Here is a 17,453-nt window from a genome sequence, read left to right on the forward strand (position 1 = left end):
AATGTCTAATGCAGAAAACCATTGTCTGCTCTGTCGAATGAATTAACAAATTGATCTAACAAATATTAACCATAACTCATGGTGAAATATTACCGCATTAGCAACAAAAGTCTTGTGATTACAAAACAGCCATTAAGCCGTTTACGGTTAACCAAAACAATGGAATATTCGACAAAACAAAAATCACAAAACGCAATTCGATTTTGTTAACCAAAGATTGAAATAAGCTGTGAACGATACGCAAAACGACATAAGCCCACGCTAAATAAAGATTAATACCCGTGCCCTCACCAAGCATTGCCAATGCCAATGCTAAGGCGTAAAACACTGTCGGTTGTTCCATTAAATGCATGTAATTATCGGCTTTCCAGCGCACCGATGCCGGTAATGTCGACATTTGTTGCCCGACAGGAATTTCAGGGTCAAGCTTCATCTTCGAGGCTTGAATCGCCGGAATCCGAGTCGCGTACATCCACAACCACATCACCATAGACCAAGCGACTAAAACAATGACTGGGGCAACAATTTGCGTATCAATATTCATGTTTATTCTCTTTTTTAGTTATTAATTATAAATTCGCTTACACAGACCTAGTTGATTACAAAACTATTCTAGCGTCAATCAAATAACCCTATCGTCTACCAACAAACTGATAAAATAATTGCTAAAGATAATGAATATTTCAACGTTGAATTAAACGTAAAAAATAAAATGGCGCCGATGAAAACAGCGCCATATAAGTAAGTGAGATTGAGTTGGTCAATGAATCTACATTTAATTGCTATAAAGCGGATGCTAGATGACGTTCAGCATAATAAATCATTGCTTTGCGAGCATGTTCAGCGTAACCATCGCCAAAGTGTTCACACAGCTCGTTAATCTCAACGTGATCAACCGTATTTGCCATAGCAATATAGTCTTCACGGCTTAAGTCAGGTACGTCCATTTTACCATTAGCTTGTGCGACTAACCGACTAAAATCATTAGACATGTGATAGTGTTCATCGGTAAGCTGCTGGACAAGCTCACTATCGTGTGGCTGACCAATGGTTTTAGCGAATGCAATTGTTACCCGATCGCTGTCGTCCTTAAAAGCTCGCATTTGTGCTTCTGTCACCTTAGCCAAGTGACTCATACCTTTGTCTATTTCTTCTTGGCCGAAACGTTGCTGTGCTAAACCATCCCAACGCTCAGTTTTTTCTTTGGGGATATCTTCAAACAAAATATCGTAGTGCTCTTTCCCCTTAATGCTTTCCATAGTGACCTCAATGCTGTTGATCATTTTTGACAATGTTTGTTGACGGTCAACGAGTAAGGCTTTTTGATGAGTTAACCTATCGAGTAACTTATCACCGTTGCAATGCAGTAGAGATTTAATATCTTCGATACTAAAATCTAACTCGCGATAAATCAGTATTTGCTGTAACTGGACCAAATGAGTTTGGTTATAGACCCGATAACCGTTGTCAGGCTGGCGATCTGGCACTAGTAAGCCTTTGTCATCGTAATGATGCAAAGTTTTAACACTAACACCTGCCAACTTGCTCACTTGGCTAACACTATACAACTTACCGTTATTCATCTTTTTCCTTTTAACTTGCTCACCATCAACCGTTTTATCATCGAGTATCCCCTAGGGTTAGGGTCAACAGTTTATTGAAAATAATAAATATCGAATGCACTAACGTTCAAGTTTATTGTGATTGAAAGCTGTTAAAGTGGGTGAATAGCGTTTTACTTTGCGCCGTAGAGCTTTTTGAAGTTTTTAAGATTCCAACCAATCATCACTTCGTTACCGATTTTAAGTACAGGCACCGAACGAGCACCAATGGCGTCGAGCTCTTTTCTGCCGCGCTGCATTTTCGCATTGGTTAATCGGTACTGAATACCATTGTCATCTAAGTACTTTTTCGCCTCTCGGCAATGGGGGCATTTATCTGAGACATATAAAACAACGCGTTTCATCGATAACCTATTTGTATGTATTAAAACCCAATATTTTACTGAAACAAGCCCGGTAAGAAAAGCTAACGCACTTAAAGGTCAAATCATTAAACATAAATGACGTCAGTCATCATATTGATTTACATCAATCTCAACTATAACAAAAGCCACTATTATCTCCCTACTTGTACTTACACCCTATGAGTGCACTTCGACATAAACTTGAAATGGAGACTAACTATGTCAGCTTTTTATATTCCCTCAGTAAACCTTATTGGCCAAGGTTGCTTAACTGAAGCAATCGAAAACACTGCAGCACTCGGTTTCAAAAAAGGCATTATTGTCACCGATCAAGTACTAGTTAACCTTGGTATGGTTTCACAAGTACAAGCACTATTAGCAGAAAAGCAAATTGAAACAGTAGTATTTGATGGCACCCAGCCTAACCCAACAACTAAAAATGTCGAAGATGGCTTAGCGATATTAACCGCCAATAATTGCGATTTTGTCATCAGCTTAGGTGGTGGCTCACCGCATGATTGTGCCAAAGGTATTGCCTTAGTTGCCACTAATGGCGGGCAAATTAAAGATTATGAAGGCGTTAACTTATCGAGCAAACCACAATTGCCCTTAGTGGCGATTAACACCACTGCGGGTACAGCCTCTGAAATGACATTATTTTGCATTATTACCGACGAAGCACGCCATATAAAAATGGCGATTGTCGATAAAAACACAACGCCGATTATGTCAGTCAACGATCCGAGTTTAATGCTAGAAAAACCTGCATCACTCACTGCTGCTACAGGCATGGACGCGTTAACTCATGCGGTAGAAGCTTATGTGTCAACCGCCGCCACCCCAATTACTGATGCCGTAGCACTAAAAGCTATTACCCTAATTCAACAGCATTTACGTGAAGCCGTGAACAACGGACAAAATATTGAAGCGCGTGAGCAAATGGCCTATGCCCAATTTATGGCGGGTATGGCATTTAACAACGCCTCACTTGGTTATGTCCACGCAATGGCGCACCAACTAGGTGGCTTTTATGACTTACCCCACGGCGTATGCAATGCGATTTTACTGCCGCATGTGCAAAACTTTAACGCCCAAGTTTGCCCAGAGCGATTAACCGATATTGCCCAAGCAATGGGGGTAGATGTAGCCAAACTAACGCCAGAGCAAGGGGCACAAGCCGCAATTGAAGCCATTAAATCGCTATCGAAAGATGTCAATATTCCCGCTGGTTTACAAGCACTTGATGTAAAGGAAAGTGACTTTGACACCTTAGCAGCAAACGCTTTAAAAGATGCCTGTGGCTTAACCAACCCTATTCAAGCTAACCATGAGCAAATTAAAGGGATATTTGCCGCGGCCATGTAACTCGGTTAATAACGCAAGCTTTGCCCTTAGTTTTGTTCAACAATAAAAACCCGCCAACTGGCGGGTTTTTCATCGCGAGAATTCGTCCTGCTCGACACTCAACAACAAACCAACTCAACATAGCCAGATACATGATCAGCAAGTGCCCTGTTCTGCTTGAATAAACACCTGAATTTAACACGACATCATCACGTATTCGTCATCATGGATGATGACAAAAGCATTGTTGCACATGGATGTGTTATCAATGCTGGTACGTCGAAATGATTCGTTTGAAATTCAGTACAGTGTTTATTAGCAGCGCGGGGGAGTCCAGAGGGGCGTCGCGTTACGCCCCTCTGGTTGCCGTCGCCAACGCGACAATGTTGCTTAAAATCAACAACCGCATTTATTTCTAAAAACACAGCTATCATCATAGTGAATAAACCTTGTAATATAAGTACTTCTATACACAAAAAAGCGAATATATGAGCGCAGAACTGACAAATAAAATATCTAACTGGTTTGATAAAAGCGGATATCCCCTTGAAATGTATGCTTATAAGGCATTAGCCAAAGAAGGGTTTATTTGTGAGAAGTCTCCCTACTATACAGATGAGCAAACTAAAATAGCTAGAGAAATAGACATAGTTGCAATTAAAGACCTTCCAGACACATCAGAAAATTATCACTCTGCACTTCAGCTATTAATTGAATGCAAGAAATCAGAAAAACCCATTGTAATACTTTCTAGCGAAGCCCAGAAAGTAACACGCTACAATTCAATAATAGGTGGATTCCCGATTAACAAAGCCAAAAACGGGTTATTTCTGGCTTCTTTATTTGCTTGTAATGAGTTATCTGAAAACGAGCTAGCATATAAAATAGGCTCATTTGTTGAACTAATAAATGAAGGGTACTCACTTGTTCAAGCTTTAAATAACTCAGATCATCGTTGGTACAAAAACTTACTTGGATTAGCAAATGCTTACGAATATTATGACAAACAACATGATCTGGACTTTAAACGAAATAATTCAAAAAAATATTATGAATTAACAATACCAACGTTAGTTATCGACGCTCCTTTATTTATTGCTACTATGAACAATCAAGGTGAATTAGATATCACTGAAGAAAAATGGGGTTCTGTAAATATCAAAACCCCATGGAGAAAAAGTAACCTAACGATTAATATCCAAGTTATTAAGAAAACATTTTTAAAAGAGTACCTCAAAGAAGTAATACGATTTAGTAGTTTTATTACTTCTTATGAAAATGTTAAAAATCTTGATGATAATTTATAAAAAACCCATCTAATGGCGGTTTTTTCAAATCACTTCAAAAAAGCAGCTATTACCAAACCGCTTTCTCTTTAAGAACAACATCGATATCAGCTAGTGAATGAACAGCCTTAACACCAGCCGCTTCTAGTGCTGCAACTTTACTTGAATTAGCCGTCAGCAGTACCTTTACCACTAGCATTTACAATCAGACATAAAAAAGGTCGCCGAAGCGACCTTTTATCAAGAAATAAGCAAAAGCTATTACCAGCCCGCTTTCTCTTTAAGTGCAACACCGATGTCAGCTAGTGAACGAACAGTTTTAACACCAGCTGCTTCTAGTGCAGCAAATTTCTCGTCAGCAGTACCTTTACCACCAGCGATAATCGCACCAGCGTGACCCATACGCTTGCCCGGAGGAGCAGTAACACCAGCGATGTAAGAAACTACTGGCTTAGTGACATTTTCTTTAATGTACTCAGCTGCTTCTTCTTCTGCTGTACCACCGATTTCACCAATCATGACGATTGCTTCAGTTTGTGGGTCGTTTTCGAACATTTCTAGCACGTCGATGAAGTTAGTACCTGGGATTGGGTCACCACCGATACCAACACACGTTGATTGGCCGAAACCAGCGTCAGTTGTTTGCTTAACTGCTTCGTAAGTCAATGTACCTGAACGAGATACGATACCTACTTTACCTGGCTTGTGGATGTGACCTGGCATGATACCGATCTTAGTTTCACCCGGAGTGATAACACCTGGACAGTTAGGACCAATCATGCGAACGCCAGTTTCTTCAAGCTTAACTTTAACGTCAAGCATGTCTAGCGTTGGGATACCTTCAGTGATGGTAACGATTAACTCGATACCAGCATCGATAGCTTCTAAGATAGCATCTTTACAGAAAGGCGCAGGTACGTAGATAACTGTTGCTGTTGCGCCAGTCGCTTCTACGGCTTCACGTACTGTGTTGAATACTGGAAGACCTAAGTGCTCTTGACCGCCTTTGCCTGGTGATACACCACCAACCATTTGCGTACCGTAAGCGATAGCTTGCTCTGAGTGGAAAGTACCTTGACCACCAGTGAAACCTTGACAGATAACTTTAGTATCTTTGTTAATTAATACAGACATTATTTGCCCTCCGCAGCAGCAACAACTTTCGTAGCAGCGTCAGTTAATGATTCAGCAGCGATGATATCTAGGCCAGAGTTAGCTAGTACTTCACGACCTGCTTCAGCGTTAGTACCTTCTAAACGTACAACAACTGGTACTTCAACACCTACTTCTTTAACAGCACCGATGATACCTTCAGCGATCATGTCACAACGAACGATACCACCGAAGATGTTTACTAGTACTGCTTTTACGTTGTCATCAGAAAGGATAATTTTGAATGCTTCTGATACACGTTCTTTAGTCGCGCCACCACCTACATCTAGGAAGTTAGCTGGCTTACCGCCGTGTAAGTTAACAATATCCATAGTACCCATAGCAAGGCCAGCACCGTTAACCATACAACCTACGTTACCGTCTAGTGCAACATAGTTAAGTTCCCACTGTGCCGCATGTGCTTCGCGCTCATCTTCTTGAGATGGATCGTGCATTTCACGGATTTTTGCTTGACGGTATAACGCGTTTGAGTCAACGCCGATTTTGCCGTCTAAACAGTGAAGGTTACCTTCGTCTGTGATAACAAGTGGGTTGATTTCAAGAAGTGCGAAATCGTGATCGATGAACATGTTGCCAAGACCCATGAAGATCTTAACAAATTGCTTCATTTGAGTAGGGTTTAAACCTAATTTGAAGCCTAATTCACGTGCTTGGTAAGCTTGAGGACCAACTAATGGGTCGATAGCTGCTTTGTGAATTAAGTGTGGTGTTTCTTCAGCAACAGTTTCGATGTCAACACCGCCTTCAGTAGAAGCCATGAATACAACGCGACGAGTACCGCGGTCAACAACTGCACCTAAATATAGTTCGTTAGCAATATCAGTACAGCTTTCAACTAAGATTTTAGCAACAGGCTGACCGTTTGCGTCTGTTTGGTAAGTAACTAAGTTTTTACCTAACCAGTTTTGAGCGAAATCTTTGATTTCTTCTTTTGTTTTAACTAGCTTAACGCCGCCCGCTTTACCGCGACCACCAGCGTGAACCTGAGCTTTAACAACCCACATATCGCCGCCGATTTTGTCAGCAGCTTCTGCAGCTTCTTGAGGGGTATCGCAAGCATAACCTTCAGAAACTGGTAAACCATATTCAGCGAATAATTGCTTCGCTTGATACTCATGCAAATTCATGGTGTTTTTTCCACTTATCTGTATATAAGAATGGCAGTCTCGAAAATCTTGACTGCCAGTTAAAATGCCGACCAAGTATAGTACAAAAGCTCTAGAGGTGATACCCCCAAACCTTCATACTTAGGTCGAATGTTGTTGTGCTTACTGTCTGATTAAATATCTAACAATAAACGTGTTGGATCTTCTAACAATTCTTTGATTGTTACTAAGAAGCCAACTGATTCTTTACCATCGATTAAACGGTGATCGTAAGAAAGCGCTAAGTACATCATAGGTAAGATTTCAACCTTACCGTCTACCGCCATTGGACGATCTTGGATTTTGTGCATACCCAAGATTGCCGTTTGCGGTAAGTTGATGATTGGCGTAGAAAGTAATGAACCAAAGACACCACCGTTAGTGATAGTGAAGTTACCACCTTGCATGTCGTCCATGGTTAATTTGCCGTCACGACCTTTAATCGCTAGGTCTTTAATACCTTTCTCGATACCTGCCATGCTTAATTGGTCAGCGTCGCGCAGTACTGGTGTTACCAAACCACGTGGCGTTGATACCGCAATCGAAATATCAAAGAAGTTGTGATAAACAATATCGTCGCCATCAATTGAGGCATTTACCGCAGGGAAACGCTTCAATGCTTCAGTAACCGCTTTCACGTAGAAAGACATAAAGCCAAGACGAGTATCGTGAGTTTTCTCGAATACGTCTTTGTATTGCTTGCGCAAGTCCATGATTGGCTTCATGTTAACTTCGTTAAACGTAGTTAACATGGCAGTAGAGTTTTTCGCTTCTAATAAACGGTTAGCGATTGTTTTACGCAAGCGAGTCATAGGTACGCGTTTTTGGCTGCGCTCGCCAACAGCAGCTACTGGCGCTGCCGCAGGTGCTGCTGCTTGAGGTGCAGCAGGCTTGCTCGCCGCTTCAACATCTTCTTTCGTGATGCGACCACCCTTACCTGTGCCTTTAACATCAGCTTCAGTTAAACCTTTTTCGTTAAGCAAACGACGTACTGATGGTGATGCTACACCTTCGCCAGCGTCTGCTTCAGGTGCTGACGCGGCAGGAGCAGCTGCACTAGCGCTTGCACCAGCGTTAAGCTCACCAATTTTTTGCTCGCCTAATACTGTGTCGCCTTCAGCGTGGATAATTTTACCTAACACACCGTCTTCTTGCGCAACAACTTCTAAAACAACTTTATCAGTCTCAATGTCAACAAGGTTCTGATCACGAGTAACAGCTTCGCCTTCAGCAACATGCCATGTGGCAACAGTCGCGTCTGCTACTGACTCAGGTAATACTGGAACAACAACATCGATTACTTTACCGCTAGCCGCTGGCGCTGCTGCCGGTGCTTCAGCCGCTGGTGCTGCGTCTGCACTTGCGCCTTCGCTTAAAATAGCAATCACTTGCTCGCCTAATACCGTAGCACCTTCGTCTTGACTGATTTCAGTGATAACACCGTCAGCAGTAGCAGGTACTTCTAGTACAACTTTATCAGTTTCAATATCTACTAATACTTGGTCGCGTGAAACTTTATCACCAACTTTTACATGCCAAGTAGCAACAGTGGCGTCCGCTACTGACTCAGGTAAAACAGGAACCTTAATTTCGGTTGTCATTTATTTAATTCCTTACTTACAAAATTTTACACTAAGGCGGCTTTATTTAGCCGCTAGCGCGTCGTTAACTAGCTTCTGTTGCTCTTTAACATGAACTGACATATAACCCACTGCTGGTGCGGCTGATGCTGCACGGCCAGCGTAGGTCAGTGAACTACCTTGCGGAATAACCGCCCAGAAATGATGCTGAGAACAATACCAAGCGCCTTGGTTTTGCGGCTCTTCTTGACACCAAACAAAATCTTTAACATGAGCGTATTTCTCTAACTCTTGTTTAAGTTCTTGTTCTGGGAACGGGTACAATTGCTCAATACGAATAATGGCAATGTGATTTAATTCTTGCTTGCGGCGTTGCTCTAATAGCTCGTAGTAAACCTTACCGCTACAGAACACCACGCGAGTGACGTCTTTTGGATTGATTTCGTCAACTTCGCCAATCACGTTTTGGTACTGACCACCGGCTAACTCATCAAGTGAAGAGACAGCTAATGGGTGACGCAATAGCGATTTAGGTGACATAACAATCAGTGGACGACGCATTGGGCGCACCACTTGACGACGTAACATATGGTAAACCTGAGCTGGCGTTGACGGTACACACACTTGCATATTGTGGTCGGCACAAAGTTGCAAGTAACGCTCTAAACGCGCAGATGAATGTTCAGGACCTTGACCTTCATAGCCGTGCGGCAACAATACCGTTAAGCCACATAAACGGCCCCACTTCTGCTCACCAGAAGAAATAAATTGGTCAAAAACCACTTGCGCACAGTTGGCAAAATCACCAAATTGCGCTTCCCAAATGGTTAAGCCATTTGGTTCTGCCGTGGTGTAACCGTATTCAAAGGCAAGTACTGACACTTCTGACAATACAGAATCGTGAACGTCGAATGCACCTTGACCTTCGCGAATATTTTGCAACGGCAAGTAAGTACTAGCATCATTTTGATTGTGAACAACCGCATGACGGTGGAAGAAAGTACCACGACCAGCATCTTGCCCCGTAATACGCACGCGTTGGCCGTCGTCAACAATTGACGCATACGCCAAGTTTTCAGCAAAGCCCCAGTCGAGTAACTTCTCGCCGGCCGCCATTTTCTTGCGATCGTCGTAAATCTTTTTGACACGAGAATGTGCCGGATGCTCTTCTGGGTAAGAAGCAACTGTATTAGCAAGCTGCTTTAACTTATCAAGTGGCATGGAGTTATCGTAAGCATCATCCCAATCGTGACCGATAAACGGAGTCCAATCAACTGAGTGCTCAGTCATTGGGCGCCACTGTTCAACCGTGCACTGACCTTCGTCTAGTAGCTTGCGATAGTAGTTAGCGAGATCGTTAACTTTATCGGCGCTAAAGCTACCTTCTGCGACAAGTTTGTCAGCATAAATTTGACGAGGCGTTGGGTGCTTCTTAATTTTTTGATACATCAACGGCTGAGTCGCATTTGGCTCATCCGCTTCGTTGTGACCGTGACGGCGGTAACAAACTAAATCAATAACAACATCGCGCTTAAAGGTGTTACGGAAATCTAGTGCAACTTGGGTTGCTAAGATTACAGCTTCTGGATCGTCAGAGTTAACGTGCAAGATAGGTGCTTGTACCATTTTTGCGATATCAGTACAGTATTCACCACTGCGAGTATCTTCTTGCTTCGAGGTAGTAAAACCAACTTGGTTGTTAACCACGATGCGAATAGTACCGCCAACCTTAAAGGCGCGCGCTTGCGACATGTTGAACGTTTCTTGCACCACACCTTGGCCGGCAATAGCCGAGTCACCGTGAATAGTCACAGGTAATACCAGTTCACCATTATTTGAACCACGACGGTCTAAACGGGCGCGTACTGAGCCCATTACCACTGGGTTAACAATTTCTAGGTGAGACGGGTTAAACGCTAACGCTAAGTGAACATTGCCACCTGGCGTTGTAAAGTCTGACGAGTAACCTTGGTGATATTTTACATCACCAGAACCTAAGGCTTCATCGTGCTTACCGGCAAACTCTTCAAAAAGTTTTGACGGGTTTTTACCCATGACGTTAACAAGTACGTTTAGGCGACCACGGTGAGCCATACCAACAACAACTTCTTTAGTGCCGAAGCTGCCTGCGCGGGTAATAATTTCTTTTAGCATAGGTACTAAAGCATCACCACCTTCAAGTGAGAAGCGCTTTGCACCAGGGAATTTTGCACCTAGGTATTTTTCTAGGCCATCGGCTGCGATTAAGCCTTTTAAGACTTCTTCTTTTTCAGCCACTGATAATTTAGCTTGTGATTGCACAGATTCTAAACGCTTTTGTAACCAGCGTTTTTCTTCCGTAGAAGTAATGTGCATATACTCAGCGCCAATTGAACCACAGTAGGTTGTTTTAAGGGCTTTGTATAAATCACCTAACTTCATTGATTCTTGACCAATGGCAAAAGAACCAACGTTAAATTCTTTGTCGAAATCGTTTTCTGACAAGTCGTGATGTGACAGCTGTAAGTCGCGTACTTTGTCGCGTTGCCACAAACCTAATGGGTCGAGGCTAGCGTTTTGATGCCCGCGAAAACGGAATGCATTAATGAGCTGTAAAACTTTGACTTGTTTGGCATCAGAGCCACCAGAGACGACAACATGTCGGTGAGGTTGTTTGGCGAGTTCTTTAAACTCTTCGCGAATTTCAGAGTGCTTGTATTCAATATCAGCACCTTCAATTTTTGGTAGGTTTTCAAAAACATTGCGCCATTCTGCGGGAACAGATTGTGAGTTTGCTAGGTATGATTCATACAATTCTTCAATATAAGTAGCATTAGCACCACTTAAATGAGAAGACTCTAGCCAAGCCTTCATAACACCTTCGGGCATTGTGAGTTCCTATGCTGTTGTAAAGCAATGAAATATGCAGTTAAACGAATTTTAATACTATAACAAAGTAGTAGCATAGCGCTACTACTGAGTTATATTAAATATAAAAAATTATTATACTGCTCTATTTAATAGCATCGACTTGATGTGACCGATTGCTTTAGTTGGGTTCAATCCTTTTGGACAAACATCAACACAGTTCATGATACCGTGGCAGCGAAATACACTGTAGGCATCTTGAAGGTCATTCAAACGCTCGTCAGTTGCAGTATCACGGCTATCGATTAAGAAGCGATAAGCGTGTAGCAAACCTGAAGGTCCAATAAACTTGTCTGGGTTCCACCAGAAAGAAGGACACGAGGTTGAACAACAAGCACATAAAATACACTCGTATAAACCGTCTAAGTGCTCGCGCTCGTCAGGTGACTGAAGATGCTCGCGCTCAGGTTGATTTTTACCGTCATTGATCAGGTAAGGTTTAACCTTTTCGTACTGAGTGTAGAATTGTGACATATCGATGACTAAGTCACGAATTACCGGCAAACCTGGCAATGGACGTAAAACGATCTTTTTCGCTTTTAATGCAGATAACGGCGTGATACACGCTAAGCCGTTTTTACCGTTCATGTTAAGGCCGTCTGAACCACAAACACCTTCACGACAAGAGCGACGGAACGACAATGATGAATCTTGCTCTTTCAACAAGATCAACGCATCAAGCACCATCATGTCTGAGCCTTCAGGGATCTCCAGCTCATAATCTTTCATGTACGGCGCGTTATCTACATCTGGATTGTATCGATAGATTGAGAAAACTTGTTTCACTGTCAATACTCCTTAGTAAGTTCTAACTTTAGGTGGAAACGCTTCGCGATGTACTGGCTTCATATTTACATCGCGCTTAGACATGTCTTCTGTCTCAGGCGTGTAAATTGTGTGACATAACCAGTTTTCATCATCGCGGTCTAAGTAGTCTTCACGTGAGTGAGCACCGCGAGATTCAGTGCGGTAGTTAGCCGCTTTCGCTGTACAGAACGCAGTTTCCATTAAGTTGTCAAGCTCAAGACACTCAATGCGTTGAGTGTTGAATTCACTTGATTTGTCATCTAAACGAGCGTGTTGTAGACGTTCGCGGATTTCAGTTAGTTCCTTCATCCCTTGCGCCATTGCTTCACCTTCACGGAATACCGAGAAGTTCAGCTGCATACACTGTTGTAGATCTTTACGGATTTGAACTGGATCTTCACCTTTGTCAGAAGACTCCCAACGGTTAAAACGAGCCATTGCTGCATCTAGATCATCTGATGAAGCGTCGCGACCTGATTGAGTTTCTGCTAAGTAAGTACCAAGGAAGTTACCTGCGGCGCGGCCGAAGACAACTAAGTCAAGTAATGAGTTACCACCTAAGCGGTTTGCACCGTGTACTGATACGTTAGCAATTTCACCAACAGCGAATAAACCTTCGATGATTTTCTCTTCACCCGTTTCAGGGTTGAAGTTAATTGCTTGACCGTTAACGTTACAAGGCACACCACCCATTTGGTAGTGACAAGTAGGAATAACTGGAATTGGCTCATCTGCTGGATGTACGTGAGCAAATGTTTCTGACAATTCACAAACACCAGGAAGGCGTTGCATAAGTGTTTCGCGACCTAAGTGGTCTAACTTAAGCTTGATGTGCGGACCGTATTGAGGATGGTCACAACCACGACCTTCACGAATCTCAGTCATCATTGAGCGAGCAACAACGTCACGACCAGCTAAGTCTTTAGCGTTTGGTGCGTAGCGTTCCATGAAGCGCTCACCGTCTTTGTTAAGTAGGTAACCACCTTCACCACGACAACCTTCAGTTACTAGCGTACCCGCGCCAGCAATACCGGTTGGGTGGAACTGCCACATTTCCATGTCTTGCATTTGCACGCCAGCGCGCAAAGACATCCCAACACCGTCACCCGTGTTAATGTGAGCATTCGTTGTTGAAGCGAAGATACGGCCTGCACCACCTGTAGCAAGTACAGTTGCACGGGCTTTAAAGTAACATACTTCACCCGTTTCAATTGAAATAGCCGTTGCACCAACAATTGAACCGTCGGCATTTTTCACTAAATCTAGTGCGTACCACTCAGAAAAAACGTTAGTTTCGTTTTTAACGTTTTGTTGGTACAAACAGTGAAGTAAAGCGTGGCCAGTACGGTCAGCTGCGGCAGCAGTACGAGCAGCCTGCTCACCACCAAAGTTTTTAGACTGACCACCAAATGGACGTTGGTAAACTTTACCATTGTCAAAGCGAGAGAAAGGTAAACCCATGTTCTCCATTTCGATAATCGCTTCTGGACCCGTTTTACACATGTATTCGATAGCGTCTTGGTCACCGATGTAATCAGAGCCTTTAACGGTATCGTACATGTGGAATTCCCAGTTGTCTTCATGCGCGTTGCCTAGTGCAACAGTGATACCACCTTGCGCAGATACAGTATGAGAACGTGTTGGAAAAACTTTAGAAATCAGTGCACAAGATTGGCCCGATTCAGAAATTGCTAATGCGGCGCGCATACCTGCACCACCGGCGCCAATTACGATGGCGTCAAATTCACGAGTAGTAATGCTCACTTACACACCCCACACAGTTAATAAAGCTGTTACGAAGTAAACCACTAAGGTAACAGAGAAAACAAATTGTAAGCCACCGCGTAAAAACGCTGGTTTTACATAGTCTGATAGCACTTGCCAAATACCAATCCAAGCGTGAACCATGACAGAAAGCGCGGCTAAAATAGTAAAGACTTTGACCAATGTATTGGCAAATAAACCTTGCCAAATTTCAAAGGTAACATCAGGTGTGGTAAGAAAGAAGCCCGCAATAAATAACGTATAAAGTGCGAGAATAATAGCCGTTGAGCGAAGCAAGATAAAATCATGTACACCACTACGACCAACAGTAGCTGCATTGTTTACCATACTAAAACTCCTGCGATAACAGTTAAAACAACCCACAAACCAATCACTAGTTTGGCGGTAACATTACCAGAACCGATTTCTTCGAAGTGACCCATATCCATTAACAAGTGACGAACACCTGCTAACAAGTGATAAGTAATCGCAGCGATGATACCGATAATGATTAACTTGAAGAATACGCCGTCAAGCATAGCTTCGACTTGCGCAAAACCTTCAGCAGAAGATAGAGATAAATTTAAAGCCCACAATAAAATGCCGATGGCAAACACCATTGCAACACCTGAGATGCGATGCAAAATTGATGCGTTTGCTGCTGGATGCATTTTTATGGTGGTTAGATCTAAGTTTACAGGACGTTGTTTTTTCACAATTGTGCCTAAAGAGCTCTTATAGAGCCTTCTACTTTTTGTTCCTCATGAATCACTCACTTTGACCTGAGTAACCCCCCAAGCTATCTGAGCCGAGTAACTAAAAGCCAACTAAACTCAGATGCTCCCGATTATATCGCCGTTATATTTGAATTACAATTTCCACTAAAGTATTAAAGACTTGAGTTTGTTTTTTAGACGAAAATAACCATTATTCAAAAAGAATATAGTTTAAAACGCACATTTGAATTGACTTTGTGGGGTATCTTTGGATTAGAATACCGTGCAATTATATTTAAAAAAGCTGATTAACATTGCATTAATTGGCGTCATTAATAGGGGATATATTTTATGGCTGACAAAAAAGCCTCATTAAGTGTTGATGGTGAAATCGTTGCAGAACTACCGATTTTATCGGGTAGTGCCGGTAACGATGTAATCGATATTCGCACTCTAGGCGGTGCTGGTTACTTCACCTATGACCCTGGTTTTTTAGCAACTGCGTCATGTGAATCAGAAATTACCTTTATTGACGGAGCAAAAGGTGTACTACAACATCGCGGCTACCCAATCGATAGCCTAGCGAAGCAAGCAGACTACTTAGAAGTTTGTTATATCTTGTTAAATGGTCAAGCACCAACTAAGTCGCAATACGACGAATTCAAGAGCATCATCACTAACCATACTATGGTTCATGAAAAGCTTGCTCATTTCTTCCAAGGCTTCTTACCAGACGCTCACCCAATGGCAATGTTATGTGGTGTTGTTGGCGCTATGTCATCTTTCTACCACAGTGACTTAGATATTGACGATCCAGCACAACGCATGCGCAGTGCTCATCGCTTAATCGCCAAAATGCCAACTATTTCAGCAATGGCATACAAGTACAGCATTGGCCAACCATTTGTTTACCCGCGCAACGACTTAACTTACGCGGAAAACTTCTTACATATGATGTTCTCTGTACCAGCAGAAGAATACACAGTAAGCCCTGTATTAGCACAAGCAATGGATCGTATCTTCACGCTTCACGCTGACCACGAGCAAAACGCTTCAACATCAACCGTTCGTTTAGCTGGTTCTTCAGGTGCTAACCCTTACGCGTGTATCGCTGCCGGTGTTGCATCACTATGGGGCCCTGCTCACGGTGGTGCTAACGAAGCGTGTTTGAACATGCTTGAAGAAATTGGCGACGTTTCTCGCGTTGACGAATTTGTTAAGAAAGCGAAAGACAAGAACGACCCATTCCGCTTAATGGGCTTCGGTCACCGCGTTTACAAAAACTTCGACCCACGTGCAACTGTAATGCGTGAGACCTGTCACGAAGTATTAAAAGAGTTAAACATTCAAGATCCACTGCTTGACGTAGCAATGGCACTTGAAAAAGTAGCGCTTGAAGACGACTACTTCATCGAGAAGAAACTTTACCCGAATGTTGATTTCTACTCAGGTATTATCTTGAAAGCTATCGGTATTCCAACAAACATGTTTACTGTTATCTTCGCGATGTCACGTACGGTTGGTTGGATTTCTCACTGGGATGAAATGCTTTCACAACCAGGCCACAAAATCGGCCGTCCTCGCCAAAACTACGTTGGTGAAGTTGACCGCGATTTCACGCCATTAAAAGACAGATAATTAACTGTTTATTTTAAATACGACAAAGGCCAGCATTATGCTGGCCTTTTTTATTGGCGTAAATAAACCTATTACTCAACTGAACTAGTGAACTTTTGCCGATAGTCTTTTGGCGTTAATCCGGTAAAGCGCTTAAACAATTGTCTGAAGCTACTGATATCTTCATAGCCCACCGACCAAATTATATTATTAATGCTGTTGGTGGTGTGCTCTAGTTTGTCTTTTACGTGCTCTACCCTAATTCGCTGTAAGTAACTAATGGCGTTTTCGCCAGTTGCTTGTTTGAAACGACGTTTGAAAGTTCTCGGAGTTAATTTCACTAAATCCGCTAGTTGCTCAATAACAATGTTCTCTGTGTAATGACTTTCCAACCACTCTTGTGCGCTCAAAATGGCTTGGTCATCGTGGTTCTTTTGCCCGCGAAATGAAACATAGGGTGATTGTTTCTCGCGTACCGGATCAAAAACCATCAATTTGGCGCAATCGGAAGCAAGCTCTCGCGTGTAAAACCTTTCTGTTAAATGTAATGCTAAATCAATATAAGACATCGAGCCAGCTGAGCAAACGATATCACCATTATCAACAATCATCTTATCACTACTGAGCTTTACATAGGGGAACAATTGACTAAAAAGCCCTGCACTGCGCCAATGAGTAGTGGCGACTTTGTTTTTTAATAGGCCAGCAGAGGCCAGTACAAAACTACCAGTACAGTAGCTGGCAACCAGTGTTTGTCGCTGATGACATTGGTTAAGCCAATGATTTATTTTTGCTTGATCTGGGACATCAATATCACCGCCACAACCACTTACGGCAACACCAACAGTCGATGAAACAATAACAATATCGGGGTAATCTGAACTGCTGATTTGTGCAGTTGGCGCCACACTAATACCGTTGTAACCGACCACGGGTTGGTTGTTTATCGTGACAATTTGGCAATCAATATGACTGGTTTGCTTGCCTTGGTAACGATTATTTAAACAAAAATTGGCGGCATAAAAGACATCTAATAAGCCGTAGACCGCTGAAACCATACAATTGTTGGTCGCTAATACTTGTATTTTCATAGAAAGACCTGTCACATTCAACATGTATAATGTCAAATATGCCACCATTAATCTTGA

The 17,453-nt window shown here is 42.6% G+C and carries 16 protein-coding genes; 3 read left to right on the forward strand and 13 right to left on the reverse strand.

Going from position 1 to position 17,453, the window contains the following annotated elements; genetic code table 11:
- Window positions 1-118 precede the first annotated feature (118 nt).
- From J7384_RS00095 to J7384_RS00105, 3 genes are all read right to left on the reverse strand, one after another.
- On the reverse strand, window positions 119-544 hold the full coding sequence (locus tag J7384_RS00095) for an MAPEG family protein (protein ID WP_209109939.1): 426 nt from the start codon (window positions 542-544) through the stop codon (window positions 119-121).
- A gap of 238 nt (window positions 545-782) precedes the next feature.
- Complete coding sequence (locus J7384_RS00100; RefSeq protein WP_209109941.1) at window positions 783-1,583, reverse strand: MerR family transcriptional regulator; 801 nt, start codon at window positions 1,581-1,583, stop codon at window positions 783-785.
- Window positions 1,584-1,735: 152 nt separating this feature from the next.
- Window positions 1,736-1,966 (reverse strand): glutaredoxin family protein, encoded by a 231-nt coding sequence (locus tag J7384_RS00105; RefSeq protein ID WP_209109943.1) that lies wholly within the window; start codon window positions 1,964-1,966, stop codon window positions 1,736-1,738.
- A gap of 219 nt (window positions 1,967-2,185) precedes the next feature.
- Between J7384_RS00105 and yiaY the strand changes: the two genes are divergently transcribed.
- Together yiaY and J7384_RS00115 are read left to right on the forward strand one after the other, a co-directional pair.
- Window positions 2,186-3,331 carry an L-threonine dehydrogenase gene (gene yiaY / locus J7384_RS00110; RefSeq protein WP_209109945.1) on the forward strand — a complete coding sequence of 382 codons (1,146 nt, stop codon included), beginning with the start codon at window positions 2,186-2,188 and terminating at the stop codon, window positions 3,329-3,331.
- 467 nt (window positions 3,332-3,798) lie between these two features.
- On the forward strand, window positions 3,799-4,617 hold the full coding sequence (locus J7384_RS00115) for a hypothetical protein (protein WP_209109947.1): 819 nt from the start codon (window positions 3,799-3,801) through the stop codon (window positions 4,615-4,617).
- A 49-nt stretch (window positions 4,618-4,666) separates the two neighbouring features.
- Here J7384_RS00115 and J7384_RS19480 read toward each other — a convergent pair whose 3' ends face one another.
- The 9 genes from J7384_RS19480 to sdhC form a co-directional block, all read right to left on the reverse strand.
- On the reverse strand, window positions 4,667-4,795 hold the full coding sequence (locus tag J7384_RS19480; protein WP_280636275.1) for a hypothetical protein: 129 nt from the start codon (window positions 4,793-4,795) through the stop codon (window positions 4,667-4,669).
- A 62-nt stretch (window positions 4,796-4,857) separates the two neighbouring features.
- A complete protein-coding gene (sucD, locus tag J7384_RS00120; protein ID WP_209109949.1) occupies window positions 4,858-5,730 on the reverse strand; it encodes a succinate--CoA ligase subunit alpha in 873 nt (290 codons plus the stop codon).
- Entirely contained in the window at window positions 5,730-6,896 is a 1,167-nt protein-coding gene (sucC, locus tag J7384_RS00125; protein ID WP_209109951.1) for an ADP-forming succinate--CoA ligase subunit beta, read from the reverse strand. The genes sucD and sucC overlap by 1 nt, the downstream gene beginning before the upstream one ends.
- Before the next feature lie 152 nt (window positions 6,897-7,048).
- Complete coding sequence (gene odhB, locus J7384_RS00130) at window positions 7,049-8,515, reverse strand: 2-oxoglutarate dehydrogenase complex dihydrolipoyllysine-residue succinyltransferase (RefSeq protein WP_209109953.1); 1,467 nt, start codon at window positions 8,513-8,515, stop codon at window positions 7,049-7,051.
- A gap of 42 nt (window positions 8,516-8,557) precedes the next feature.
- On the reverse strand, window positions 8,558-11,362 hold the full coding sequence (sucA, locus tag J7384_RS00135; RefSeq protein WP_209109955.1) for a 2-oxoglutarate dehydrogenase E1 component: 2,805 nt from the start codon (window positions 11,360-11,362) through the stop codon (window positions 8,558-8,560).
- A 114-nt stretch (window positions 11,363-11,476) separates the two neighbouring features.
- Window positions 11,477-12,193 (reverse strand): succinate dehydrogenase iron-sulfur subunit, encoded by a 717-nt coding sequence (locus tag J7384_RS00140; protein WP_280636276.1) that lies wholly within the window; start codon window positions 12,191-12,193, stop codon window positions 11,477-11,479.
- Window positions 12,194-12,199: 6 nt separating this feature from the next.
- Window positions 12,200-13,972, reverse strand: a complete 1,773-nt coding sequence (sdhA, locus tag J7384_RS00145) for a succinate dehydrogenase flavoprotein subunit (protein ID WP_209109959.1) — start codon at window positions 13,970-13,972, stop codon at window positions 12,200-12,202.
- A complete protein-coding gene (sdhD, locus tag J7384_RS00150; protein WP_209109960.1) occupies window positions 13,973-14,320 on the reverse strand; it encodes a succinate dehydrogenase, hydrophobic membrane anchor protein in 348 nt (115 codons plus the stop codon). It lies immediately after the preceding gene.
- The gene (gene sdhC, locus J7384_RS00155) at window positions 14,314-14,688 is read right to left on the reverse strand and encodes a succinate dehydrogenase, cytochrome b556 subunit (RefSeq protein WP_209109962.1); all 375 of its coding nucleotides are present in this window, start codon (window positions 14,686-14,688) and stop codon (window positions 14,314-14,316) included. The genes sdhD and sdhC overlap by 7 nt, the downstream gene beginning before the upstream one ends.
- A gap of 351 nt (window positions 14,689-15,039) precedes the next feature.
- Between sdhC and J7384_RS00160 the strand changes: the two genes are divergently transcribed.
- On the forward strand, window positions 15,040-16,326 hold the full coding sequence (locus J7384_RS00160) for a citrate synthase (RefSeq protein ID WP_209109969.1): 1,287 nt from the start codon (window positions 15,040-15,042) through the stop codon (window positions 16,324-16,326).
- A 71-nt stretch (window positions 16,327-16,397) separates the two neighbouring features.
- On the opposite strand, the gene J7384_RS00165 is transcribed toward J7384_RS00160, so the two are convergent.
- On the reverse strand, window positions 16,398-17,396 hold the full coding sequence (locus tag J7384_RS00165; RefSeq protein ID WP_209109971.1) for a helix-turn-helix domain-containing protein: 999 nt from the start codon (window positions 17,394-17,396) through the stop codon (window positions 16,398-16,400).
- Between the last annotated feature and the right edge of the window lie 57 nt (window positions 17,397-17,453).

It is taken from the genome of Endozoicomonas sp. G2_1 (assembly GCF_017744155.1).
Taxonomy (GTDB): Bacteria; Pseudomonadota; Gammaproteobacteria; order Enterobacterales; family Alteromonadaceae; genus JAGHQT01.

Excerpts from the sequence above, each read along its gene's own strand:
- J7384_RS00095 (WP_209109939.1), bottom strand. The coding sequence starts at position 544 with ATGAATATTGATACGCAAATTGTTGCCCCAGTCATTGTTTTAGTCGCT.
- J7384_RS00100 (WP_209109941.1), bottom strand. The coding sequence starts at position 1,583 with ATGAATAACGGTAAGTTGTATAGTGTTAGCCAAGTGAGCAAGTTGGCA.
- J7384_RS00105 (WP_209109943.1), bottom strand. The coding sequence starts at position 1,966 with ATGAAACGCGTTGTTTTATATGTCTCAGATAAATGCCCCCATTGCCGA.
- yiaY (WP_209109945.1), top strand. The coding sequence starts at position 2,186 with ATGTCAGCTTTTTATATTCCCTCAGTAAACCTTATTGGCCAAGGTTGC.
- J7384_RS00115 (WP_209109947.1), top strand. The coding sequence starts at position 3,799 with ATGAGCGCAGAACTGACAAATAAAATATCTAACTGGTTTGATAAAAGC.
- J7384_RS19480 (WP_280636275.1), bottom strand. The coding sequence starts at position 4,795 with ATGCTAGTGGTAAAGGTACTGCTGACGGCTAATTCAAGTAAAGTTGCA.
- sucD (WP_209109949.1), bottom strand. The coding sequence starts at position 5,730 with ATGTCTGTATTAATTAACAAAGATACTAAAGTTATCTGTCAAGGTTTC.
- sucC (WP_209109951.1), bottom strand. The coding sequence starts at position 6,896 with ATGAATTTGCATGAGTATCAAGCGAAGCAATTATTCGCTGAATATGGT.
- odhB (WP_209109953.1), bottom strand. The coding sequence starts at position 8,515 with ATGACAACCGAAATTAAGGTTCCTGTTTTACCTGAGTCAGTAGCGGAC.
- sucA (WP_209109955.1), bottom strand. The coding sequence starts at position 11,362 with ATGCCCGAAGGTGTTATGAAGGCTTGGCTAGAGTCTTCTCATTTAAGT.
- sdhD (WP_209109960.1), bottom strand. The coding sequence starts at position 14,320 with ATGGTAAACAATGCAGCTACTGTTGGTCGTAGTGGTGTACATGATTTT.
- J7384_RS00160 (WP_209109969.1), top strand. The coding sequence starts at position 15,040 with ATGGCTGACAAAAAAGCCTCATTAAGTGTTGATGGTGAAATCGTTGCA.
- J7384_RS00165 (WP_209109971.1), bottom strand. The coding sequence starts at position 17,396 with ATGAAAATACAAGTATTAGCGACCAACAATTGTATGGTTTCAGCGGTC.